The 21,852-nt window shown below is 54.6% G+C and carries 22 protein-coding genes; 13 read left to right on the top strand and 9 right to left on the bottom strand.

The features are described 5' to 3' along the window. Window positions 1–21: 21 nt before the first annotated feature. Entirely contained in the window at window positions 22–1,050 is a 1,029-nt protein-coding gene (pheS, locus tag WCK51_08990) for a phenylalanine--tRNA ligase subunit alpha (protein MEI7577016.1), read from the top strand. Between the two features lie 548 nt (window positions 1,051–1,598). Here pheS and WCK51_08985 read toward each other — a convergent pair. The 3 genes from WCK51_08985 to WCK51_08975 all read right to left on the bottom strand — a co-directional run bounded on the left by WCK51_08985 (window position 1,599) and on the right by WCK51_08975 (window position 4,058). Continuing rightward, window positions 1,599–2,906, bottom strand: a complete 1,308-nt coding sequence (locus WCK51_08985) for an MFS transporter (protein MEI7577015.1) — start codon at window positions 2,904–2,906, stop codon at window positions 1,599–1,601. 76 nt (window positions 2,907–2,982) lie between these two features. Next, the gene (locus WCK51_08980) at window positions 2,983–3,393 is read right to left on the bottom strand and encodes a cell division protein SepF (GenBank protein MEI7577014.1); all 411 of its coding nucleotides are present in this window, start codon (window positions 3,391–3,393) and stop codon (window positions 2,983–2,985) included. Window positions 3,394–3,413: 20 nt separating this feature from the next. Further along, window positions 3,414–4,058, bottom strand: a complete 645-nt coding sequence (locus tag WCK51_08975) for a YggS family pyridoxal phosphate-dependent enzyme (protein MEI7577013.1) — start codon at window positions 4,056–4,058, stop codon at window positions 3,414–3,416. A 39-nt stretch (window positions 4,059–4,097) separates the two neighbouring features. On the opposite strand from WCK51_08975, the gene WCK51_08970 reads away from it, so the two are divergent. Then, a complete protein-coding gene (locus WCK51_08970; GenBank protein MEI7577012.1) occupies window positions 4,098–4,556 on the top strand; it encodes a DUF1801 domain-containing protein in 459 nt (152 codons plus the stop codon). On the opposite strand, the gene WCK51_08965 is transcribed toward WCK51_08970, so the two are convergent. Then, window positions 4,557–5,921, bottom strand: coding sequence for a VanW family protein (locus tag WCK51_08965; GenBank protein MEI7577011.1), 1,365 nt, complete (start codon window positions 5,919–5,921; stop codon window positions 4,557–4,559). A 92-nt stretch (window positions 5,922–6,013) separates the two neighbouring features. Here WCK51_08965 and ilvE point away from each other — a divergent pair, with 92 nt between their 5' ends. The 4 genes from ilvE (at window position 6,014) to kdsA (ending at window position 9,139) form a co-directional block, all read left to right on the top strand. After that, on the top strand, window positions 6,014–6,886 hold the full coding sequence (ilvE, locus tag WCK51_08960) for a branched-chain-amino-acid transaminase (protein MEI7577010.1): 873 nt from the start codon (window positions 6,014–6,016) through the stop codon (window positions 6,884–6,886). A 269-nt stretch (window positions 6,887–7,155) separates the two neighbouring features. After that, window positions 7,156–7,857, top strand: coding sequence for a hypothetical protein (locus WCK51_08955; GenBank protein MEI7577009.1), 702 nt, complete (start codon window positions 7,156–7,158; stop codon window positions 7,855–7,857). Between the two features lie 35 nt (window positions 7,858–7,892). After that, complete coding sequence (locus tag WCK51_08950) at window positions 7,893–8,330, top strand: protein-disulfide reductase DsbD domain-containing protein (protein ID MEI7577008.1); 438 nt, start codon at window positions 7,893–7,895, stop codon at window positions 8,328–8,330. After that, a complete protein-coding gene (kdsA, locus tag WCK51_08945; protein MEI7577007.1) occupies window positions 8,312–9,139 on the top strand; it encodes a 3-deoxy-8-phosphooctulonate synthase in 828 nt (275 codons plus the stop codon). Before WCK51_08950 ends, kdsA begins: the two co-directional genes overlap by 19 nt. A 19-nt stretch (window positions 9,140–9,158) precedes the next feature. On the opposite strand, the gene WCK51_08940 is transcribed toward kdsA, so the two are convergent. Further along, on the bottom strand, window positions 9,159–9,992 hold the full coding sequence (locus WCK51_08940) for a sugar phosphate isomerase/epimerase family protein (GenBank protein ID MEI7577006.1): 834 nt from the start codon (window positions 9,990–9,992) through the stop codon (window positions 9,159–9,161). 53 nt (window positions 9,993–10,045) lie between these two features. On the opposite strand from WCK51_08940, the gene WCK51_08935 reads away from it, so the two are divergent. The 3 genes from WCK51_08935 to WCK51_08925 are packed head-to-tail and all read left to right on the top strand — an operon-like array spanning window position 10,046 to window position 13,922. Beyond that, the gene (locus WCK51_08935) at window positions 10,046–11,359 is read left to right on the top strand and encodes a type II secretion system F family protein (protein MEI7577005.1); all 1,314 of its coding nucleotides are present in this window, start codon (window positions 10,046–10,048) and stop codon (window positions 11,357–11,359) included. Window positions 11,360–11,408: 49 nt separating this feature from the next. Next, on the top strand, window positions 11,409–12,776 hold the full coding sequence (locus tag WCK51_08930; protein ID MEI7577004.1) for a type II secretion system F family protein: 1,368 nt from the start codon (window positions 11,409–11,411) through the stop codon (window positions 12,774–12,776). A gap of 18 nt (window positions 12,777–12,794) precedes the next feature. After that, on the top strand, window positions 12,795–13,922 hold the full coding sequence (locus tag WCK51_08925) for a DnaJ domain-containing protein (protein ID MEI7577003.1): 1,128 nt from the start codon (window positions 12,795–12,797) through the stop codon (window positions 13,920–13,922). A gap of 102 nt (window positions 13,923–14,024) precedes the next feature. Here WCK51_08925 and WCK51_08920 read toward each other — a convergent pair whose 3' ends face one another. The 3 genes from WCK51_08920 to WCK51_08910 all read right to left on the bottom strand — a co-directional run bounded on the left by WCK51_08920 (window position 14,025) and on the right by WCK51_08910 (window position 16,711). Beyond that, window positions 14,025–14,918, bottom strand: a complete 894-nt coding sequence (locus WCK51_08920; GenBank protein MEI7577002.1) for a hypothetical protein — start codon at window positions 14,916–14,918, stop codon at window positions 14,025–14,027. After that, the gene (locus tag WCK51_08915) at window positions 14,888–15,304 is read right to left on the bottom strand and encodes a hypothetical protein (protein MEI7577001.1); all 417 of its coding nucleotides are present in this window, start codon (window positions 15,302–15,304) and stop codon (window positions 14,888–14,890) included. Before WCK51_08915 ends, WCK51_08920 begins: the two co-directional genes overlap by 31 nt. 216 nt (window positions 15,305–15,520) lie before the next feature. Beyond that, window positions 15,521–16,711 carry a polyprenol monophosphomannose synthase gene (locus tag WCK51_08910; GenBank protein MEI7577000.1) on the bottom strand — a complete coding sequence of 397 codons (1,191 nt, stop codon included), beginning with the start codon at window positions 16,709–16,711 and terminating at the stop codon, window positions 15,521–15,523. 192 nt (window positions 16,712–16,903) lie between these two features. On the opposite strand from WCK51_08910, the gene WCK51_08905 reads away from it, so the two are divergent. The 4 genes from WCK51_08905 to WCK51_08890 all read left to right on the top strand — a co-directional run bounded on the left by WCK51_08905 (window position 16,904) and on the right by WCK51_08890 (window position 20,497). Beyond that, window positions 16,904–17,917 carry an isocitrate/isopropylmalate dehydrogenase family protein gene (locus WCK51_08905; protein MEI7576999.1) on the top strand — a complete coding sequence of 338 codons (1,014 nt, stop codon included), beginning with the start codon at window positions 16,904–16,906 and terminating at the stop codon, window positions 17,915–17,917. A gap of 182 nt (window positions 17,918–18,099) precedes the next feature. Further along, window positions 18,100–18,417: a hypothetical protein gene (locus tag WCK51_08900; protein MEI7576998.1), complete on the top strand. Its 318-nt coding sequence runs from the start codon at window positions 18,100–18,102 to the stop codon at window positions 18,415–18,417. A gap of 59 nt (window positions 18,418–18,476) precedes the next feature. After that, window positions 18,477–19,388 (top strand): glycosyltransferase, encoded by a 912-nt coding sequence (locus WCK51_08895; protein MEI7576997.1) that lies wholly within the window; start codon window positions 18,477–18,479, stop codon window positions 19,386–19,388. Continuing rightward, window positions 19,385–20,497, top strand: a complete 1,113-nt coding sequence (locus WCK51_08890) for a cysteine desulfurase family protein (protein MEI7576996.1) — start codon at window positions 19,385–19,387, stop codon at window positions 20,495–20,497. Before WCK51_08895 ends, WCK51_08890 begins: the two co-directional genes overlap by 4 nt. Here WCK51_08890 and WCK51_08885 read toward each other — a convergent pair. After that, window positions 20,460–21,695 (bottom strand): dicarboxylate/amino acid:cation symporter, encoded by a 1,236-nt coding sequence (locus tag WCK51_08885; protein ID MEI7576995.1) that lies wholly within the window; start codon window positions 21,693–21,695, stop codon window positions 20,460–20,462. The two genes, WCK51_08890 and WCK51_08885, sit on opposite strands and share 38 nt — an antisense overlap. Window positions 21,696–21,852 lie beyond the last annotated feature (157 nt).

Raw genomic sequence — 21,852 nt, 5'->3', positions numbered from 1 at the left:
GGTACAACCTAGGGGTCTCTCATGCAAGAAGTGCTCGATCTCCAAGCCCAAGCCCTGTCCGAAATTGCTTCGGCAGGCTCTACCGCCGAATTGCGGGACCTGAAGATCAAGTTCTTGGGAAACAACGGATTAATCAGTGGAAAGCTCCGCGAAGTCGGCTCCTATCAGGGCGATAAGCGGGCTTTTGGCCAGGCTGTCAACGCTGCCAAGGGCGCGGTTGAGGAGGCTCTTGCGGTTCGGGAAGAAGACTTGAAGGGAGGCGAACTCGCCGCCCAGTTCGAGGCGGAACGGATTGATGTGACCATGCCCGGACGTCCGACTCAGGTCGGCTACGAGCACGTTCTTCAACAGACGATGAACCGCATCAAGCGGGTCCTCGGCGGACTCGGATTCGAATACCTCGAAAGCCCGGAACTAGAGCATTTCCGCTATAACTTCGACGCCCTGAACTACCCACCCGACCACCCGGCGATGGACGATCAGGACACGTTCTATATCGACGACAACCACGTCCTCAGAACCCAATGCACCGCCCTCCAGGGCCGCGTCTTCGAAGAAGTCCAACAAGGCAAACGCACTCTGCCGCTCCGCGCCTTTACCATCGGTCGCACCTACCGAAACGAAGCGGTTGACCGCACGCACAGCCACACCTTCCACCAAGTCGACTGCTTCATGATCGACGAACGGGTCTCGATGGCGAACCTCAAAGGCACTCTCTGCCTCTTCGCCCGCGAAATGTTCGGCAGCGAAGTTACGGTGAGATTCCGCCCCGACTTCTTCCCCTTCGTCGAGCCCGGCGTCGACTACGCCATCTCGACTCCTAAGCTGTTCGGCGGCAAATGGGTCGAACTCGGCGGAGCCGGACTGATTCACCCGAACATTCTTGAAAACTACGGCATCGACACCGAGCGGTATTCCGGCTTCGCCTTCGGGCTGGGCGTCGAGCGGATTCCGATGATGAGCTACGGGGTCGACGATTTGCGCCACTTCATGGAGAACGATCTCCGGTTCTTAGAGCAGTTCAGAGCCGAGCCGATTGAACTGCGGTAAAACTGGCAAGCTTCAACTCCGAGCGAGCTTCCACCCGCCAGGGGGCACGGGTCCCGAGGCAGGTTTGCTCCTATCGTGTTCGACATAGGAGAATGCGATAGGAGCAAACCTGTCTTGGGTGGGGTGTGGCATTGGGCCGGCGGGTGGAAGTGCGCCTGAGCCACCCGTCCACAGTCCGAGCCCGGCCTAACAGCGAAGTCCTGCAACAAAAGACTCGAACCTGGTTGACTTTCGCCTCGTTTCGTTGCCTATAGAGTGATGATCAAATTTTCACAATCTCCCTCAGACCACCACCATACCGCCCAGCCATATCTCAAGACGAGTGGCAGAAAAGCTGCCTCGTCCTACCCACCATTCAAAAAGGAATCCGCACGTCTGAAGCTAAACCGTTCAACGAACTCAACTCAACACACGACCGCCACTCTGTTTTCGCTACACCCACTCCGCCCTGCAAAAGCTGTCCCCACCTGTCCCCACCAAAATCCTAAAATGAGCAACTCCTTGAACCTGATTCCCCACCAAAATCCGTCGCAGTTCTCTCCACCAAGTCACTCGCTAACCGCATGTCCGCGCCCAGCTCGTAACATCGTCGCCAAAACCCCTGCGACCAAAATGCACCCCGCCAAAAACCACAATGCGCTCTCGAACGACCCCGACCGAGTCTTCAGCTCCCCAACAATCTTTGGCCCAAAGAACCCGCCCAGGTTCCCCACCGAGTTAATCAGCCCAACCGCAAACGCCGCTGACGAAGCCGTCAGCGTCGAAGTCGGGTGCGTCCAAAACGCAGGCAGGTACGAATACAACGTCAGCCCTAACAGACACATAAACACTGTCGCCAAAACCGTCGATGATGCAAACAACGCCGCGCAACCCATCGCCACCGAAGCTAGCAACAACGGAATAGCGGTATGCCACCGCCGCTCGCGAGTACGATCCGAGTGCGCGCCCGCCCAGAGCATTCCTCCAAAACCAAGCATGTACGGCGCTGTAGAGATCAGAGTCTGAACCACGACAGAAGTGCCCTTAAACTTGTCAACAATCGCCGGCAGGAAGAACGTAAATCCGTACATGCCGGTCACGGCAAACAGGTAGATCAGTGCGAGCAGCCAAATCTGCGGATTCCGCAGCCCTGCCTTGATCTGGTCGCCGCCAAGCGACATCTTCGCCGATTTCTCGTTGGCAAGCTCGGTCGTTATCCAAGCCTTCTCTTCGTCATCCAGCCAAGTGGCTTGCTCCGGCCGATCAGTGAGGTAGTACCACGTCACGACACCCATGATCACCGACGGAACGCCTTCCAGGAAGAACACCCAGCGCCAACCGGCCAATCCCATCCAATCGACCGAATGCATGATGAACTGGGACAGCGGCGTTGAGATGATCGTCGCCAACGGAATGCCTATCAGGAACAGCGACTTCGTCTTCGCCCGATCCTCCGCCCGAAACCAGTGGGAGAGGTAAACAATCACGCCTGGAAAGAACCCCGCTTCGGCTAAACCGAGAATGAATCGAAGTCCATAAAACTGATCTTCTAACCCGAAAGCGGAGAAGATAGGGAGACCGATGAAGCCCATCAAGGTAGCGATGATGCCCCACGACACCATGATCCTTGCGATCCACTTCCTCGCGCTCCAGCGCTCAACAATCAGCGTCCCCGGAATCTCGAGCAGGAAGTAGCCAAGGAAGAAGATCCCCGCCCCTGTGCCAATAATCGCCTCGGTGAAGCCGAGATCCTTCTTCATCCCGAGGGCGGCAATTGAGACATTCGTGCGATCTAGAAATGCAAGCAGAAAAAGAATCAACAGAAACGGGATGAGCCGCTTCGTGATCTTCGCACGAGTTCTGGTTGCAATATCCATTTGGCGGATTATAGCCACAAAAAAGCCCCCGCGTCGGCAAAACGCGGGAGCAATGGAGGAAGGCGACGCTCTTCTCTTAATTCTTGAGAGCGTTCATCCGCGGGGTTGCAGGAGCAACCTCTACTAAGGCTTGTTTGGGAGCGACCAGGTAAACGTCCGGTCCAATCTCTTCCCAGGTTCCTTCTTGAACGTAGTTAACGCCGCAAAGGAAGTTGAGAACCTTTTCTTTGACCTCTGGGGCCAGAAGGCTCAGGTTCAAAATCTGTTGTTCGCCGTGCTTCAGGCCGTTTGCGGCCGCCATGGCGTCGTCGAAGTGCTGCATTTCGCGACGAATGGTCACCGTATAGCGGTGGCTCGGTCGCATTGGGCTGTGCACCACGGCTTGCTCCATGACATCGGGCTCGAAATCATCGATTTCTTCAGTGCGTGTGAATAGGTTGGCGATTTTGCCAAACACGGACGGTTTGTCCATTACCATCTCTTCCATGAGTTCTTATTGATTCCTTTTTAATTTCGTGCTCCGAAAAGCAGAGTGCCAACTCTGATGTGGGTTGCTCCTTCCTGGATTGCCACTTCAAAATCGAGGCTCATTCCCATGCTGAGATTCTTGGTTCCAATCGCTTCCCCAAGTTGCCGGAGCTTCCTGAAGTAGGGTCTCGACTGCTCGGGATCCTCTGCGACTGGGCCGATTGTCATCAGACCTGACAAATTTGCCTGCTCACATCTTATGACATCCTGTGCAAAGCTGTCAAGCGAATTTTGTAAAATTCCGCTCTTTTGTTGCTCTTCGGCAATATTCAGTTCGATGAACACGTCAACTCGTCTTGCTGATTTGTGTAATTCTTTCAGTTGAGAAGTTGTTTCTATCGTGTGAAGCGAGTGTGAGATCTCGGCTGCCTTTTTTGTTTTATTCGACTGCAATTTTCCGATGAAATGCCATCGAATGTCTTTGGGAAGCTCTTCCCATTTTGGGATCAGTTCCTGCAGGCGACTCTCGCCAAAGTCGCGATGCCCTAAGTCGTATAGCTCCTTGATCGCCGAAGCAGGATAGGTTTTCGAGACTGCGATGAGAGTGACCGAAGATGATTCCCTTCCTACCGACTGACATGCCTCGTCGATTCGGGTCTGAATTTTTCGATAGCGGTCGATCACTCTTCCATTTTCCCTACGATCATGGCAAACTTGGCGATTATGGCAACAACCCCCGAAGAATTCCTCGCCGGACTACCGGCTGATCGAATCGAAGCTGTAACAAAACTCCGTGAGGTCATCAAGCAGAATCTGCAACCTGGCTTTGAAGAGGGGATGCAGTACGGTGGGATCGGCTTCTTCGTCCCGCACAGCGTTTTTCCTGCTGGCTACCACTGCGACCCAAAGCAACCGCTTCCCTTCTTGACGCTGACCAACACCAAGGGACACATTGCGTTGCACGCCTTTGTCCTCTACTGCCTTCCTGTCGAAAAGGAAAGGTTCATTGAGTCCCACAATGCGGCCGGAAAGAAGCTCGATATGGGGGCAGGTTGCATTCGCTACAAAAAGCATGACGCCATCGCATATGAAGCGATCGGCGAGATGGTCTCCCGGATTCAGTGCGAAGAGTTTGTACGGCGTTACCAATCGATGGTGCCGGACAAGAAGAAAAAGAAGTAACTATTCAGGATTGCCGCCAGTTGCTGGGGGAGGAACTGGTGTTACAGTTCCTGGGGCCCCTGGTGCCGGCGCTTGAGGCTTCGAGGGACCGTAGTAGACGATCCTTGGTGAACCTGCATAATAGCTTCGTCCTAGGGGTTCCTTCTTGATTTCAACCCCGTTTTTGTAGACGTGCCTGAACGTGTAACAGGACCGAGTCGCAGATCCCCGTTCAACCCTCGTTGCCCCTGGCCGAAGCGTCGGATCAAACTGTCGCTTCTCGCCACGACCAGAGGACGTCACTCCGGTAGAGGTGATCTTCACGCTTATTGTAGGATCCTTTTTCCCAAGAATCCGCCATCGGAGCGTGCCAGGCTTATACTCAGCGGCAAGGACAATAGGAGTCTCCATGTTATTCTCCAATACGAGATCCTGGGCTCCCCAGTTCACGGTTGCATCTCGTCCGACGGGAACGTATGGGACTGGCAAGGAGTGGTTCGTCCTCTCAACAATCTTGATGTTCGCGAACAACGATGCATTGTAGAGAGTGGTCGAGACCTGGCAGATCCCCCCACCGATTCCCGTCTCATGACGTCCGTTAACAAATACTGGAGCCTCGCGGAACCCACTTTGAACGGTGCGTTGTCCGACGGTTTGATTGAAGCTGAAGCGCTCACCCGGAAGGAGCACTAATCCGTCTATCTTGCCGGTTGCCAGTCTAATGTTGTTTGACCGATCGCGGACACCAGCGTTAAAGTTTGTTTTGAATTCTCCAACCACGTCTGTGATATGAGCCAGAACTTCGTCAGTCAGCTTCTTCGGAGCTTGTTTGATGGGAACGTCGACGATTTGGTCTTCTTGAACAGCCGCGATCACAGCGGCGGAAAGTCCCGGCTCGTCCAGAGTCAGCACCGGAGTCTCTGGCGTGCGCTGAATTTGTCCATCCACGAACTTCACTTTGGCAGGAGTTGGAGGACCGAAAGTCTTCGAGACGACAGATTTAAGTCGCCCAAGGTCGACAACATTGGGCTTAAAGATGGGATTGAAAACTGCCTTTTCGTCTGAGCCGATAACTTGCCCAACGACTCCTTCGACTGGCACTTGAGCCACCGAGGCGACGTCATCAACGACGATTCCCAGTTGAGTTGCACTAAACGTCTCCTTCGCAGTTTTATCTTGAATCTTGAGAGTTAGCGGCTTTACTCGAACAGCTTCCCACCAGATTCGGACCTTTTTCTGGGCTTCACTGACAGTCAAACCACCGACTTCGACGATGCCGACTTGACTGCCTTTTTTCAGCTTTGGTTCGACAGTTTGAGACACCCCTGCGAGAACGATTGATACAATCGCGACACTCGACAAAGCAACAACGCCACCGCGTTTCATAAAAGCATTCATACCTGCCAGTAATGGCGATACAATTATGACGAAGTTACCCCGTCGAATGATCCAGGTTTTGGGCGGTCATAATAGAGATTGTGCAAAAGCTTGTTTGGTTCAATGGCACGGTTGGTCCGCTTGAAACGGCGATGATTCCTGCGGCAGATCACTGCCACCTTTATGGCGACGGTTTGTTCGAGGGAATTCGCATCTATCACCACAAGGTTTTCAAGCTTGATGAGCACCTTGATCGGCTGTATCACGGCATCAAATATCTTAACTTCAAGATGTCGATCTCGCAGCCCGAGCTACGAGCAATCATCCTGGACACCTGCATGAAGTCGGACATGGAGGCGGGCTACATTCGGCTCAACGTCACCCGAGGAACCGGACTTGGCCTCGACCCGAGCAAGATCGATACCGAACCCAACGTGATGGTGATGATCAATACGCTTGCGCTCTATCCGCCCGAGTCATACGAAACGGGGCTTGACGTGGTAACCACAAGTTTCAAAACGATCCCGGCTGACGCTTTGGATCCTCGCTTGAAGTGCATCGGCAAGTACGCTTCCAACATTCTTGCGAAGCAAGAGGCTAACTTCCGGGGAGCTGGTGAAGGCCTCATGCTGAATCACCAGGGGAATGTCGCTGAGTGTACGGGCGATAACATTTTTGTGATCCAGAACGGCATTATCCGCACCCCGGACCCGGCGAGCGGAATCCTGAAAGGCGTTACTCGAGATGCTGTGATGGATCTGGCTCGAAAAGCCGGATACGCGGTTGAAGAGTGCAAGTTAACTCCGTTCGACCTTTACGCCGCTGAGGAATGCTTCCTGACCGGAACCGCTGCCGAGGTCATCCCAATGGTTACCCTCGATAGCCGCCCAATCGGCGACGGGAAACCTGGCCCGATTACGAAACAGCTCGTTGAACTGTATCGAGAAGAGACCAAGAACGGCGTTCCGTTCTAGCCCCAATGTCCTGCTCCGATTGCCTCCGCCCGAAAACTCATCGTGTGACGGAATGGGGACTGTCGGAAACGGTATGTGGGGGGTGCCCGAAGTTAAACCCTGTCAATCGACTCCTCCAACATCGGAACCAAACCCGACTGATCGACGCCTGCCCCGTCTGCAAAACCAAACGAGCGGGCGTCAAAAAGACTGGTTTAGTCGGCTGCCCGGTCTGTTATGAAGTTTTTGATGACAACATTAGAGAGATTCTCGGTCAAAATTAGATTCAAATGAAATCAGCTCGAATTCTCGGTCTCGGAGCGCTGGCGATCACGATTCTCGCCTGTGGTGGCGGCAGTGGTACGACCGCTGAATTGCCCGACCCAAATTTTCGAGTGATTAACCTGGCTCCAGCGGTTGCATTAGATTTCCTTGTTAACGATTCGGTTGTGGTTTCGAATGCAGCTTCAGGAGGGTTAACTACGACGTTCAAGCCGGTTGCCGCTGAAGAGAAAGACTTCTCGATCAACGAGAACGGCAGTACTATCGTGATCGATAGCCAGGCCCGAACCCTGAATAAGGACACTGACCATCTTGCGCTGGCGTTTGGCCTGAAAGATTTCGGAACAGAAAACGCCAAGAGGCTAAGGTTCGACTTTTTCGGAGTCAATCGGGTTGCTCCCAACGGCAATAAGGCGCGCGTTTACGCCTTCAACTCGTTCGTCCGCGCCACGGGAGAAGATTCATATGCCGTTATCTTCAAGAACCCAGGTACGAACCCAACGATCTCGTTCAATGCGGTCGACTTCGGACAAATCACCTCCAACGAAATTGATGCTGGCCCGACGACGCTCACAGCGCAACGACAGTTCACTGAAACTGAAGTTGTCACCACAACCAAAGACTTTGAAGCAGGCAAGATTTACTTGATGGTTTTTGGTGGACAAGAACCGACTGCAACGATCACATTTTTTGAGATTCAACCGAAATAGCCGAACTTCTTTGGCGTTGAATCATAATGATGATTATGATTGCGTCTTCGCTGATCGCTCTTTCGATGGTCGCGGCTCCCGTGTTGGAGTTCAAAGTTTCGGCAACTCCGGGGAAGGACGGCGTGGTTAACGGAACCCTCACCGTCAAGATTCCTGACGGATGGCATGCCTACCAAAACCCACCGAAGAGTGAGTACGAGAACCCGATCACGCTCACCACGAAGACTAAGAAGTTCAAGCTCACCAAGGTGACCTACCCGAAGGGTATCGAGATGATGTCCTCTGGAAACGATTCTCTCGTGTACGAGGGTTCGATAAAAATCGACTTCGTTGGCACTTTTGAAAAAGGCATAAAACCTGGGAAGACGGGGTATGAAGCCGTCTTGGATTTCGGATACCAACTCTGCGATGCCTCCACCTGCATTCCTCCGACTTCGACAGCGGTCAAGCTGGTGTGGAAGCCAAAGAAGTGAACTCGTTCCCGGTAGGTCCGTTCACCATCGGCGATGGTTCGCTGACGATTATTGGCGGCCCATGCCTTGCCGAGTCCCAAGCCTTGTGCGAGGATGTTTGCGGGACGTTGCAAGCGGTCTGCGCCGAATTGGGCCTGAACTACATCTTCAAAGCCTCGTTCGATAAGGCGAATCGCACGTCGGCTGGTTCAGTCCGTGGAGCCGGTCAAGAGGCCGGATTGGCAATCATCGAATCTGTGGGCAAGAAATTCGGGGTTCCGACGACCACAGATATCCACCTACCCGCGCAGGCTGCCGAAGTAGCATCTGTAGTGGACATCCTCCAGATTCCAGCTTTTTTGTGTCGACAATCTGATCTTCTTGAGGCGGCGGCGTTGACCGGGACGCCCGTTAACGTGAAAAAGGGCCAGTTTTTGGCACCGGGCGATACTCTGAATATTGTTGAAAAGATGAAGGCGTTTGGCGCGAAAGGAACGATGCTCTGCGAGCGCGGAACAACCTTTGGCTACAACACCCTCATCGTGGATATGCCGGGGCTGGAGACAATGCGCTCTTTCGGCGTTCCGGTTTGCTTTGATGCGACCCACTCGGCGCAACGTCCAGGCGGAGCGGGCACCTCAACCGGCGGCGTTCGGGATTCCATTCCCGCGATGGTTCGAGCCGGGGTTGCGGTGGGCATTGATGCGCTGTTCCTGGAGTGCCACCCTGATCCGGCGAACGCCATGAGCGACGCCGCGACCCAATGGCCCCTCCACCGAATCCGCGAGATTCTGGAGCCAGCCGTCGCGATCCGCTCTGCACTAAGGTGACCCCGGCGTCCCACCAAGGCTACTCTGCAAATGCAGACCGCATCGAATCAGCGACCTTGGTAAGACGTTCATCTTCTGCAAGATCCTTCAACGTGTCGTCAAACGGCTCGGCTTCAACGGGACCAGAGTAGCCGATTTCTCGCAGCGCAGCCATAAACTCCTTCAACGGCAGTACGCCAGTTGAGCCAGGGAGGCCTCGCTTGTTGTCAACTAGGTCGTCGCGGTCAACCCCCAATGGCGCATCGTTGATGTGTACAAGACTGATCTTGCTTTCTTGCACTTTACGAATATCGTTAATCGTGCCACCAGAGGTATGAAGATGCCAGAGATCGAGCAAAACTCCCACGTTTGAACCAATTTCCAAACCCACACGGAGCATCTCATTCATCGTGTATACCCACGGGTATCGGAAAGAATCGCGGAGGGTTTTGGGGCCAATAAACTCCATCCCGAAGGTCATTCCATGGTCGCGAAGTATCTTTGCCACTGGCGTCAAACGCGCGACGTGAAACTGTCCAAACACGTCGAAATTCATCTCATTCGAACCCGGCAGAATCCACGTCGCACAGCGAGTTACCCCGACTGTCGCCATTAACTCAGTTTGCGAGCGAAAGGATTCCAAACCGGCCTCATGCTCTTCAGCCGTCCCTCGCCAATTGAACGGCACTCCCCATGCTCCGGGCGTCACTCCAGCTTCGGCCATTAGCCTCTTCACCTCGCCCGCGTTTCGATTTGCAAGCAGGCCAGGAGACATCGCGAGTGAGTCAAAGCCGCCCATTCGGCACAACTCCAGTCCCCTTTCGAGCGAAGGAATCGAGATGTGGACGGCACCGCCGTTAAGAGACTTCTGCATGCAGCAAGGTTTACCCGAACCAATCGCCAGCTCCATCCCGTATCATAAATACGATGCCTTTCATGCGCTTCGAAGCCCAAGATCCGACCGGTCGGGTCGTCTCGGGAACTCTGCAAGCGGCATCGGCCAAAGAGCTTGAGGGCCTCCTGGCGAAGCAAAATCTGACCTTGGTCACCCTGAACGGACGTCAGGTCGGGCCAGCGTCTCCGCTTCCCAGCCAAAGAGTCGCACATACCACTCCCGTCCGACGAACTCCAACTCCGAACCCAGCTCCAGCCCAGCCAGTGAGTGATCCAGCCTGCACGGCGATGGGTCGCTACTTTTTGCTTTTCACTCGCTGGGCAGATCTGACTCGAGCCGGAGTGGGCCAAGCGTCGGTACTGAACACGCTCGCGGGAGGTTCCGTCGGAAATGCTAGCGGAATGTTTCGAGAGATGGCAGCCGAGGCGACAAACGGATCGATGCTCGCCGACTCCATGGAATTGCGGTCGCGCTACTTCGCGCCAAACGTCGCAAGTACAATCCGAGTCGGAGAGATCGCCGGAACTCTGCCCGACGCAATGCTCGCCATCGCCGAAACGGCGAAGCGGGCTTGGGCGTTCGCCTACTTCCAGTTCGCTTATGGCTTATTCATCGTTCCCGGCCTGATCGTTGCCAGCATGAGCGGCTGGGCACTTGGCCTGGCTTCGAAGGAAGCAACCCGAGCGCACTTCAATGAAACAGTCAAACCACTCGGAAACGAGTCTCCCTCCGACTTTGGACGCCGAGTGCTCATAGAAAAACTCCACGATCACTGGGGGCTTTTCATCGGCGGATTCATCGTCTCTGGAGTATACGTTTGCCTCTATCTTTTGTTGATGACCCCCAGGTTTCGTCAGTTCCGTCACCGACTTGGAACGTGGGTGCCCTTTTCCCTACCCCGTGCTAGGTCGGAAGCCGTTGAACGAGTCTCGTGGGCGCTTAGTTCATTGCTCAAAGCCGGAGTCTCACCCGCCGCTGCGATCTTCAACGCGCTCGGAACAATCCCAAACCTGCACTTGAGAGCAAAGGCGCTCAAAGCCTTGGGAAACATCCGCGAAAACGAACCTTTGACCAGCATTCTCCCTCGGCTCGGCCTCCTTGAACGGCAACAGATCGACATGATCCATGTTGGCGAGCAAGTTGGTACGCCCGATAAGTCCATGGAGCAAATCGTGGAAATGGAGCGAATCCAATATGGATCAAGAACCCGAGTTGCCCAAATCGCGAACTACATCGGTCTTGCCCTGGGGCTGGGCATTGTTGTCGGAGGAGTGGTCATCGGACTCTACACAATGTATGCGACCAACATGGTGGATATGATCAACCACGCGAGCGACGTTCCATAAACCGTTTCTAGGGAGACGTTTTCGGGAAATCAACCGATAGAATAGGGGTATGCCCACGTATCAATACCAGGCAGTGCAAGCCGATGGGTCGATCACCCAGGGCCTCTTGCATGATGCCAGCCTCGATTCTGCGATGCAGAAACTGGTGTTACAAGGGCTGCAAGTTCACTCCATTGGAGTCGCCGCCGCTGCAGGAGACCCCCTGGCGGCCCGGCTTGCTCCGGCTGAACGACCCGTTGTGAACGAATCCATTCCTGGAGTTCATGCCGACGCTCGAGGCGCGACCTACAACGAACTGAGCGTAGACTACGCCCCGAACGCCGAGATGGGCGGATATTCTGGCCACGAAGGAGTTGGCGGACCGCCGACCGGACAAAGGCATTACATCGCGACCAGCGTGGTCGGCCCACTCGTCGGAAAGATCTCACTTACGAACCTCTCATTTTTCTACACTTCTCTTGCCACAATGCTCAAGGCAGGCGTCCCGATGGTTCAGAGCCTTGATACGCTTTCCAAGCAAGCGAGAGACCCTCGGTTCGGAGCAATCCTGCGAGAGATTCGCGGTCACGTCGAAGCGGGCCGACCCATGACAGCGGGCATGCAGCGCTACCCCGAGGCGTTCAGCCCGGTGATGCTCAGCATCATCCGAACTGGAGAAGAAGGCGGGTTTCTTGACGAAGCCTTGGAGACCGTTGCCAAGTACACCGATGACGAGATCGAACTCAGAAACCTTTATCGCCGGGTCACCATCTATCCAAAACTGCTCGTCTGCGCATCAATTGTCATCATTCTTGGTGCCAACGCAATCATTGGCTCAATCAACGCGCAAGCCGGAAAACTCTCGTCGCCTCTCACGACAGCTTCAACCTGGTTCTGGCTAGCCCCCCTGCTGGTCGGGCTTTTCTTGTTCTTCCGGGTTGGCCTTGCGAACTACCGGGTGAAGTATTTCTGGGACATGATCATGTCCTACATCCCGTTTGTGGGCGGCACCGTTCGGCAGATGGCGATGGCTAAATTCGGTCGCGCCTTTGGAGCTTTGTACCGAGCTGGAGTCCCGCTTCAGCGTGTCATTCCTCTATCTGCCGACTCATGCGGCAATGAATACATGCGAGCGCGGATTTATCCGGCAGGAAAAATCTTGGAGAGCGGTGCTGGTGTTACCGAAACGTTGAAGGCAACGGGAGCCCTCTCGCCAATCGTTATCGACATGCTGAGCACAGGCGAAAGAACCGGAAACCTCGACCATATGCTGAACAAAATGGCCGACTACTACCACGACGAGGCGAAAACCAAGTCGGTCCAGCTCGGCTACTTTACCGGAGTCTTGGTGCTCCTGCTCGTTTCCGCATATATTGGCTCGATTATTGTTAATTTCTACCAGAACTACGGCAAGGGCTTTACCGATATTATGAAGTAGCCCCTGGCTCGAAACGCGATGCAGCAAGACCATTACCGAGTCCTGGGAGTTGCCCGCAACGCTACGCCGAACGAGATCAAGTCGGCGTATCGAAAGCTCGTTCTTGCCCACCACCCAGACAAAAGTGCGTCTAGAGAGTCAGCCGACATCTTTCACCGGGCGACCACCGCCTACGAAGTTTTAGGAGACCCCGAACGGAGGCGTCACTACGACACGGTGGTCGCGGGCGAAAAACGACGCAGTGTCCAGGCCCAACGGCCCTCCGCACCGTCAGCGAGTGCTCCAAGGACCCAAACCCAGACTCAGCCACAACCTCAGAAGGCTGGTACGGCAGGTTCAAAAGTCACCACAGTGGCCGCCGACGTCACTCGCCTTACCCTGATCTTTACAAGAGGCAACTTCGTCGAGAGCGAAAAGCTGGCCAGGGCGATCTTAACCCGAGATAACCGCCAACCAATTCCCTACGCCGTGCTAGGCGACCTCGCCCGCGCAAAAGGCAATCTTGATGAGGCAGCCAAGATGTACGCCTACGCCGCGCAGATGGATCCCCGAAATCCGATCTACCAGCAACGCCACGAAGAGCTTGTGAAAACTGGCCGCGCCGAGCCCAAGACGGGCCGAGTGGCAATCAAGGAAGATCGAGCGATCCTCAGCGCAATGGTTGGCGCACTACTCCTCGTATCAACAGCGCTATACATCTGGATCGCCAGCGAACCGGCGATCGCCCCTGGAATCGGACTGATCAGCACCTGGACGCTCGGCCTGGTTGTCATGCTTTTTCTTGCCGGAGTTTCTGTTGGAGCCGTCATGTGCTCCGGCAACTTCTTAGATCGCTTTTCCGTTTCCTCAACTAACTCTCTAGGCCGAGTATCCTCGCCGATCCTTGCGCTCACCACGGTAGCCATCGTCAACTTCTGGGCCGCAGTGGCTCTGTACGCGGGTATCAGCGTGGCGCAGCGATCCTTCAACTACTCTCACCTTCGCTTCGTAGCGGGGATCGCGCTGGTCGTGGTCGTCCTCTCCCTCGCCTGCGCGGGCTCCGCGACCCGTTTCCTCCCGATGCAAACTTTGCTCTGGGGCGGAAACATCGCCTACCTCGGCGGGATCTGTGGCTGGATGATTGCAGATTCTTTTAAGCGAGTTTGATATCTGCGTTCGATATCAGATGACGATAAAGCCATAAAAAGAAGCCGCCAGCTTCCACAGGTGGAAGCTGACGGCTGACGGCTGAAGCCAGAAGGCTTATCCTCACCAAGCTCGACGGTCGTTGGTCTCGAACTCTCGAATGACCATCTGTCCACGTCCCTCTCGCTGCAAGAGCATCGAGTGGTAGACCTGCTGACGACGACCCCAAGGATCGTTGTAATCGTGGATCATCACAACTCTCGCGGAATCTCGATAGGTGCGGACTTGATCCACGCGGTAAGAGTTCGTTTCAGCATTGCTTGCGAGGTCGTTGATCAGATCGTAGAAGTCATCTGAGTTCATTGAGTAGTCGTATCGACCGTCTCGCATGATTGCAACCTGACCGTTGCGAGGCACGAGCCGACCGAGTGACCGTCGATCGTAGCGCTCGAACCCGTCTCGAAGATCTTCAAGCGAGTTGTCGACGTCGATGTTTCGGCGACTGTTATTGTTCCAATCCCAGCGGTTGTCCCAACCTCGGTCATCGTAAACGTACGCCACGCCGGTGTTCCAAAGCCAAGGGCTACGATAGGTGGTCACGACAACCGTGTTGCAGTTGAGGTAACCCGGAAGGAACGGATACAGGTACCACGGCGAGACAACAACGTTGACTCCTATTCCGACCTGCCAAGGGTTGAAGCAGTAGTTCGGGAAGAAGAAGAAGTTGTCATTCCAGCCATTGTTATAATGGCAGTAACCCGTTCTCCAACCGTTATCGAAGAAGAACCCGTTGTTGTTGTTGCCTCGGAACACGCCATCTTGGCGTCGAGCCTTGAGGGCAAGTTCGTCGGTTCGCACGATGCCAGGAGGAGCGCTGATAGGGTTGATCGTTGGAGCCCGATCAACGCGAATGTTGCTATTCGTGTTGTAGTTTGTTCGGCCACGATCAGGTAGGCCTTGGGAGGCTCCACCACCACGGTTACGGCTCAAGCCGCCATCGGTGGAAGGTCGGCCCAAACCGCTATCGCTTCCGCCACTTCGAGTTGGACCTCCTGAAGTCGAGCCACCACGATCTCTGCTGGGACCGCCTGATTGAGTGCTTCCACCGGAAGAACCTCCGCGATCACGAGATGGTCCGCCGCTTTGGGTACTACCGCCGCCGGATGAGCCGCCCCGATCTCTCGATGGTCCGCCAGATTGAGAGCTTCCACCGCTCGAGCCTCCTCTCCCAAGACCAGAGTCTTGGCTAGGTCGTCCCAAACCAGAATTACTGTCTCCGCCGCGTGAAGGAGGTGGTGAACTCTGAGGTGGGTTGGAACGTGCAGGAGGGCTGCTCGAAGGTGGAGGAGACGAGGGTCGGGATGGAGGGCTCGATTGACCGCCCCCGTTTCCGCCGCCGCCACCTCGTCCTCGACCGAGACCGCCGTCTTGAGCGGTCGCCAGCACCGTTGCCAGGGCGAGAAGACTAATTGTTGAGAAGTAGCGAAGGCTTTTCATGGCTTTCAACTGGTTATACGCGCAACACTTGTACCAGTTACTACCATTGTAGCGGCGATTTCTTCAAAACGCTCATCCAAGCCAGCAATCCCAGACAATGCATTCCCCCTGGTCGATTGCGACTACCTGCGAAGAGTTGCCTCTTTACGCCAGTTTGAAGCAATGAGGACTCCCACGCTGGAGGTTAATGAGGCACCAAACAACATCCGAAGCCGGGGGTCACCCGGTTGAATAAGTCCACTAGTGATCCACATCGTGAGAAGAATAAAGGGCAGACAGATTGCTGAAAATGCCAAAAACTCTCTCACCAAATTTGCGCCTGTGGCCCGCTTTCTCTTAGGGGTCAACGCCCGCTGGATTCGAAAAGCGAGGGAAATCGATGGGAGCGTGGCAAAGGGGAGCACCAGGGCCGCGTTTGGGAACGTCCCAGTCGCCGCGTAGCTGATCTTCATGATTGCCCACTGAATCAGGGTGGAAATCATGGTGAACCCAAGAATGCTACAGATGTCGATCACGGCTTTGGTCGGGAACAGTCGACCAAACTTCCGATCCCACATCTGCAGACCGAAGTCGATAGCGGCCAGCGGACTGAGCTTGCTGTCCCCGTGCTCACGGACACCGAAGACAATGGGAACTTCTGCAACCCGTACATCCTTCGGACCTACAAGCAAAATATCAAACAGCAGTTTTTGCCCACGCCCACACAGGTGTGGGGCGGCCTCCTCCAGGACGTTTTGGCGGAGCATGAAGAAGTTGCCCATCGAATCTTTCAGCGGCAAGTTGAAGAGCTTCTGAGCAAGCGTATTGCTGTAAAGACTGAGCTTGGTCCTAAAGTTGGAAAATGCTTCCAGTTCTGCGCCTTCCTTAAACCGGCTCCCAACCACCACGTCGGCAGAATCTGATTGGATCAGACCAAGCATTGTCTGAAGTTTGGTTTCATCGTGTTGCCCGTCGGCATCCATGACGGCGATAACCGGCGCAGCCGAGCTCAACATCCCTTCGGTACAAGCCGTTGAAAGTCCACTTCTACCGATTCGCCTAATGAACCGGAAGTTATGATGCTTCTGAGACATTTCGCGCATCACTTCAGGTGAACGGTCGCTTGAATTGTCATCCACAATGACCATCTCCCAGTTCACCCCTTTCAAAGCGTTCGAGACCTTCTCGAAAATGATCGGAATGTTCTTTTCCTCGTTGAGAGTCGGGATTACAACGGTCAGCTCAAGTCCCGAAGCTACCTCGAGTTTTAGCGGAACTCTATCTCCATCAAGTGAAATATCAACCAAGCGCATAGCACACCAAGAAACAGCCATAAGTGTAGCGGTTTGAGAGGTTTTCTGCAACCAATGTTAATGTAATCAGGTAGTTGTTTCGGGAACCTGGAGGATCGTGGCAGGTTTTCGCAGTTCTTTGGGCCTGATAAATACAACAGCACGGAATCAAGACGACCGCAAATGCAAACCGCCCGAGTAATTTTCCGGCCAAATCAGCCAACATTACTCCTAATGAGCAAACGACAGATCGGCGTGATTCCTGGCGACGGAATTGGACCTGAGATCACCGATGCGACCATCGCCATTCTCGAATCCGTTGGATTTGAAGCCGACTGGGTCTTCCTGGAAGGGGGTCTCGGCGCCGTTGAGAAAGGCATGGATGCAATGCCAGAGCAAACGGTTAACCGGATCAAGGAACTCGGAGTTGCGCTCAAGGGGCCAACTACTACACCGGTCGGCAAAGGGCACAAGTCCGCCAACGTCATTCTTCGCCAAGCGCTTGACCTCTTCGCAAACGTTCGCCCGGCGAAAACAATGCCTGGACTCGAAGGACACTTTAGTGACCTCAAAATCGACTTGATCATCGTTCGAGAGAACACCGAGGATCTGTACGCTGGCATCGAATATCAGGCTCATCCGGATGTTGCGCAAGCCATCAAAGTGATCACCCGTCCAGGGTGTCAACGGCTTGTTGACTACGCCTTTGACATGGCCAAGAAGCAAGGACGAAAGCGAGTCACCGCCGTCCACAAAGCTAACATCATGAAGCTCACGGATGGGATGTTCCTGGAGGAGTTCTACAAGGCCGCGGCTCGTTACCCCGAACTCAAGTCCGACGACATCATTGTTGACAACTGCTGCATGCAGCTTGTAACTCGCCCTGATGAGTTCGACGTTTTCGTAACCGAAAACCTGTACGGCGATATCGTCAGCGACCTCTGCGCAGGTCTTGTGGGAGGCCTCGGTTTAGCGCCCTCCGCAAACATTGGGAAGAATTGCGCTGTATTTGAAGCAGTTCACGGCTCAGCTCCGGATATCGCTGGAAAGGGCATAGCGAACCCTTCAGCTCTGCTGTTTTCAGCACTCATGATGCTTCGGCACTTGGGTGAAAATGAGAAAGCTGATCGGATTCAGAACTCCGTACTTCGTGTTTGCGATGCAGGACAGTGCCTAACAATTGATCTTGGCGGCAAGGCTAGCACCGAAGAGTTTAAAGTTGAAGTGATCAAGAACGCCCGAATATAGCGACAGTTACCGCAAATTAGTAGACCAACGCCAGCATAGTTTTCGAAATGAGGCAAGTATAGTTTCCGACGTTCGAGACATTTGATCTCTCGGTTTTCATTGAAGCTGGTGAAAACAAAGTTGCGGATGCTTGGTTAGGATCAGGAACCATCGAGAAGTGGTTTCTAGCCCGAGCCAACTACGTGGACCTTTCTCGTGAGGCTCGGGATGCCGACGAGCCGTGCGGCTCAGGAGTCTCCAACTGGAGGGAGAAGTTCGATCGGTCAGGTGAAGCCGGAGCCGTGATCGTCGCGGAAACCAATATCATAGAATTCTCGTTTAGTGAAGGAATCCAGGTGACGGTTCAGTGGGAAAAGGTTCGCGACGGAACTCAACTGGTCCTAAACAAAATCCACGACATCGCCGATTTAGACCGCTTGCGAAAAAATGTATTGCATCTGCTTTCAAGGATGGACATTCTATCTCACCAACCTCAAAGCATTGTCAGAGCACGGAGTTGACCAAAGGGAGGAAGCTCTTACACGGAAAGACCTCGTAAACGTCTAAACTGATAGTCAGATTGCCGCGCGTTTCAATCCTGCTCACTTGCTATCAACACCTAAAATATCTTCCCGCAGCGGCGGATTCGGTTAGGGCACAAACTTTTCGGGATTTCGAGATCATCGCTCTAGACGATGGATCGACCGATGGGTCGCGAGAATGGCTCGCCGCCCAACCGGATCTTCGATGTGTTTTCAATGAGAAAAACCTCGGTACCTACGGGACTTTGAACCGAGGTTTGGAACTCGCCACTGGAGAATTCGTAGCCGTTCTCAACGACGACGATGTTTGGAAGCCCGAGAAGTTGCAGCGGCAAGTCGAGCTCCTGGATGCCCACCCGGAAGTTGGCTTGGTTCACACCGAAGGTGAGTTTATCGATGGCAAAGGGGATGTGTTTGAAGGCAAACCGCTCGGATTTGCGTTCCCGCGATTCGAGACGGGTGACATCCTGATTGATCTGGTTTACGAGAACAAAATCATCGCCTCTGCGGCAGTGTTTCGACGATCCTTGATCGACCAAATTGGGCCGTACAATGAGAACTATTTCGGTTCGGGCGACTGGGAGCTGTGGTTCCGACTTGCAGAACAAGTAAAGGTCGGTTGTGTTGACGAGAATCTTACGCAGTACCGCGTCCACGGAGCGAACGCTTCGCACAAGCTCGAAAAGATCTGGCGAGACGACCAGATGCTGCGCGAGTGGATGTTGCCTCGCTTGGATGATCTCTCATCTCGATTTACAGAAGAACGGATTACAGCGGCAAAGGCGCACTGCTGGGCGGCACTTGGCACCGTCCGGATGCTCAACGGCGATGCTCGATCTTCTCGCGAGGCCTACAAGGCTTCGATGCACTTGATGCCGGGACGGTTCAAGAATTACCTGCGGTTTGTGGCGACCTATCTGGGTCACAATACATTTCGGAAACTCTTATGATTTACCTTGATCACGCGGCAACGACGCCGATTTGTGACGAAGCCCGAGCGGCAATGTCGGATGCGATGGATTTCTTCGGAAATCCGTCTTCGCTACACACTGCCGGTCGTAAGGCAAAGGACTTGATCGATATCGCTCGAGAGCGAATTACCGCCACGCTTGGATGCACTTTCCCCGAGTTCATTTTCACGAGCGGTGGAACTGAAGCTGCCAACTTGGCTTTGGTCGGCGCCGCTCTGGCTAACGAAACTTCTCGTCGCAAGATTGTTCTCAGTGCGGTGGAGCATCACTGCGTCCACGGTCCAGCGTTGTTGCTATCCAAGCTTGGCTACGAAATTGTCGACTGTCCGGTGACGCGCGAGTCTTGTTTCGACCTTGATCGGCTTCGAGAGCTGGTTGATGACAACACTCTCATGGTCGGGATGATGAGCGTTAACAACGAGACTGGGTTCATTCAGCCAATTGGCGAAGCGGTTTCTATTGCCCACGCGGCAGGGGCGATTTTCTTCTGCGACAATGTCCAAGGCTTCCGCAAGGGCGCGATTGATCCGGTGGCTCTTGGGGCCGACTTGGTGAGCGTGAGCTCGCACAAGATCAATGGTCCGAAGGGTATCGGCGGGCTATACGTTCGTCCGGGGACGAAGATGAAACCGCTGATTTCTGGCGGTGGGCAAGAACGCGAGGTTCGCGGTGGGACCGAGAACCTGATTGGTGCAGTCGGTTTTGGCACGGCTTGCACACTGGATTACTGCGATGTACGATCCATGCGCGATCATTTCTGGGACGCGCTGGTGGACGCGGGCGGAGTTCCCACGGTTTCGGCTCGGGAGAAGCTGTTGGGCTCGCACGCACATTTTCGCTTCCCTACTGTGGATGCTGGAACTCTGCTGATTCGGCTTGACCGTGAGGGAATTTGTGCTTCGGGTGGGTCGGCTTGTTCTTCCGGAGCGGCGGAGCCGAGTCATGTGTTGAAGGCTTGTGGACTCAAGTCGTGGGAGTGCAACGAGGGGATTCGATTCTCGTTTGGTCGAGGTAACACCTTGGAGGACGCACGCCAAGCAGCGGATATTGTTATCCGGGTTGTCGATGAACTACGGGTCCGTCGATAACGATTGAGGTCGTCATATCGGCGACAACGTTCGTTACTGAGCGGGCCCGGGCTAGGATCCAGTCAACGCTTAACAGGACGACTAGGATCTCGTTGGAGAGGCCAAGGGTTCCTAGGATCACGGCTAGGGAGATGAAGCCGGCTTCGGGGACTCCGGCGATTCCCATTGAAGTGAGCACGCAGAGGACGGCGATGCTGAGCTGTTGCGCGAAGCCATAGTCGAGCCCAAGGGATTGGGTGACGATGATCACCGCCATCGCTTCATACAACAGGATTCCGTCGTTATTCAGGTTTGTGCCGATGCAGGCGGCCATTCGGCTGCTGGCTTTGCTAACCTTCAGATTATCCAAAGCCTTGAGGGTGAGCGGCAGCGTCGCGAGCGACGAGTTGATGCCAAAGGCATTCAGGCACGGCGTCATCGCCTCTTTCCAGAACTCTCGCAAATTTTGCTTCTTAAGTATCAGCCACAGGTTGTAAACGACGAAGGTTTGAATTCCGAGCCCTAGAAGGCCGGTTCCAAGGTAGAAGCTGAGGCCCTTGAAATTCTGGAATCCGCTGTCTCCGACACTCTTGGCGATGACGCCAAACATGGCGAACGGAGTGAGCGTTACTAGCCAGGTGATGACCCGCTCGGAAATACGGAGTCCGCCGTGGATGAATTGGTTCCAGCTTGCCACCCAGGGGTCGTTTTCTTTCTGAAACGACTTGAGCGCGCAGCCGACGAGGACGGCGAGGAAGACGACTCCAAGAACGTTTCCCTGGGTGAAGGGTTCGACAATCGTGTCCGGTATGAGGTTGTCGATGAATCCGATCAGGTCGGCCTTCTTCCCTTCGGCTTGCTGCAGCAGCCCGCCGTCGCTGAGTCCCTCCTTGTTGAGGGTCAGGTGCCTTCCGGGCTGAATCAGGTTCGCCAGTCCCATTCCGATGATGGTGGCGAGGACGGTATTGACGGCGATGACTCCGAGGAAGCGCTTGGCCTGGAGGATTTTGACGTCGCTGGTGATGATGGCATCGAGGATCGCGAAGAAGAGCAGCGGCGCGGCGACGGCTTTGATGAGCGTGATGTAGAATTTTCCGATGTTGCCGAGGGGGGCGGCTTGTTTACCAACCAGGAGTCCGACGACGATTCCGGCGGCGATTCCGACGAGGATGAGTCCTGTGGATCGGAGCGCTTTGTGGCCAGCGGCGTTGTCGGACATGGACGGAGTTTACAGTGAGCGGTGAGTGGTGAGTGGTTTTTGCTGAGAACTGCGACGCGCTTTGTGGGGTAGTCAGGTTCAAATGTTGTTCGCTTTTCGATTTCACCTGGGTAGGGGTGGGTAGGAGGTCTTGGGTCTTGGGGCTTGAGCGGGGAGA

The organism is Armatimonadota bacterium (assembly GCA_037138755.1).
GTDB lineage: Bacteria > Armatimonadota > Fimbriimonadia > Fimbriimonadales > Fimbriimonadaceae > Fimbriimonas.
Note: the sequence above shows the minus strand (reverse complement) of the source record. Positions and strands in the feature narration are given on the sequence as shown.

Coding starts and splice junctions, on each gene's coding strand:
- WCK51_08940 (MEI7577006.1), bottom strand. CDS start 9,992: ATGCAGAAGTCTCTTAACGGCGGTGCCGTCCACATCTCGATTCCTTCG.
- pheS (MEI7577016.1), top strand. CDS start 22: ATGCAAGAAGTGCTCGATCTCCAAGCCCAAGCCCTGTCCGAAATTGCT.
- WCK51_08925 (MEI7577003.1), top strand. CDS start 12,795: ATGCAGCAAGACCATTACCGAGTCCTGGGAGTTGCCCGCAACGCTACG.
- WCK51_08935 (MEI7577005.1), top strand. CDS start 10,046: ATGCCTTTCATGCGCTTCGAAGCCCAAGATCCGACCGGTCGGGTCGTC.
- WCK51_08965 (MEI7577011.1), bottom strand. CDS start 5,921: ATGAAACGCGGTGGCGTTGTTGCTTTGTCGAGTGTCGCGATTGTATCA.
- WCK51_08955 (MEI7577009.1), top strand. CDS start 7,156: ATGAAATCAGCTCGAATTCTCGGTCTCGGAGCGCTGGCGATCACGATT.
- WCK51_08985 (MEI7577015.1), bottom strand. CDS start 2,906: ATGGATATTGCAACCAGAACTCGTGCGAAGATCACGAAGCGGCTCATC.
- WCK51_08980 (MEI7577014.1), bottom strand. CDS start 3,393: ATGGAAGAGATGGTAATGGACAAACCGTCCGTGTTTGGCAAAATCGCC.
- WCK51_08950 (MEI7577008.1), top strand. CDS start 7,893: ATGATTGCGTCTTCGCTGATCGCTCTTTCGATGGTCGCGGCTCCCGTG.
- WCK51_08885 (MEI7576995.1), bottom strand. CDS start 21,695: ATGTCCGACAACGCCGCTGGCCACAAAGCGCTCCGATCCACAGGACTC.
- WCK51_08905 (MEI7576999.1), top strand. CDS start 16,904: ATGAGCAAACGACAGATCGGCGTGATTCCTGGCGACGGAATTGGACCT.
- WCK51_08890 (MEI7576996.1), top strand. CDS start 19,385: ATGATTTACCTTGATCACGCGGCAACGACGCCGATTTGTGACGAAGCC.
- WCK51_08930 (MEI7577004.1), top strand. CDS start 11,409: ATGCCCACGTATCAATACCAGGCAGTGCAAGCCGATGGGTCGATCACC.
- WCK51_08910 (MEI7577000.1), bottom strand. CDS start 16,711: ATGGCTGTTTCTTGGTGTGCTATGCGCTTGGTTGATATTTCACTTGAT.
- WCK51_08970 (MEI7577012.1), top strand. CDS start 4,098: ATGGCAACAACCCCCGAAGAATTCCTCGCCGGACTACCGGCTGATCGA.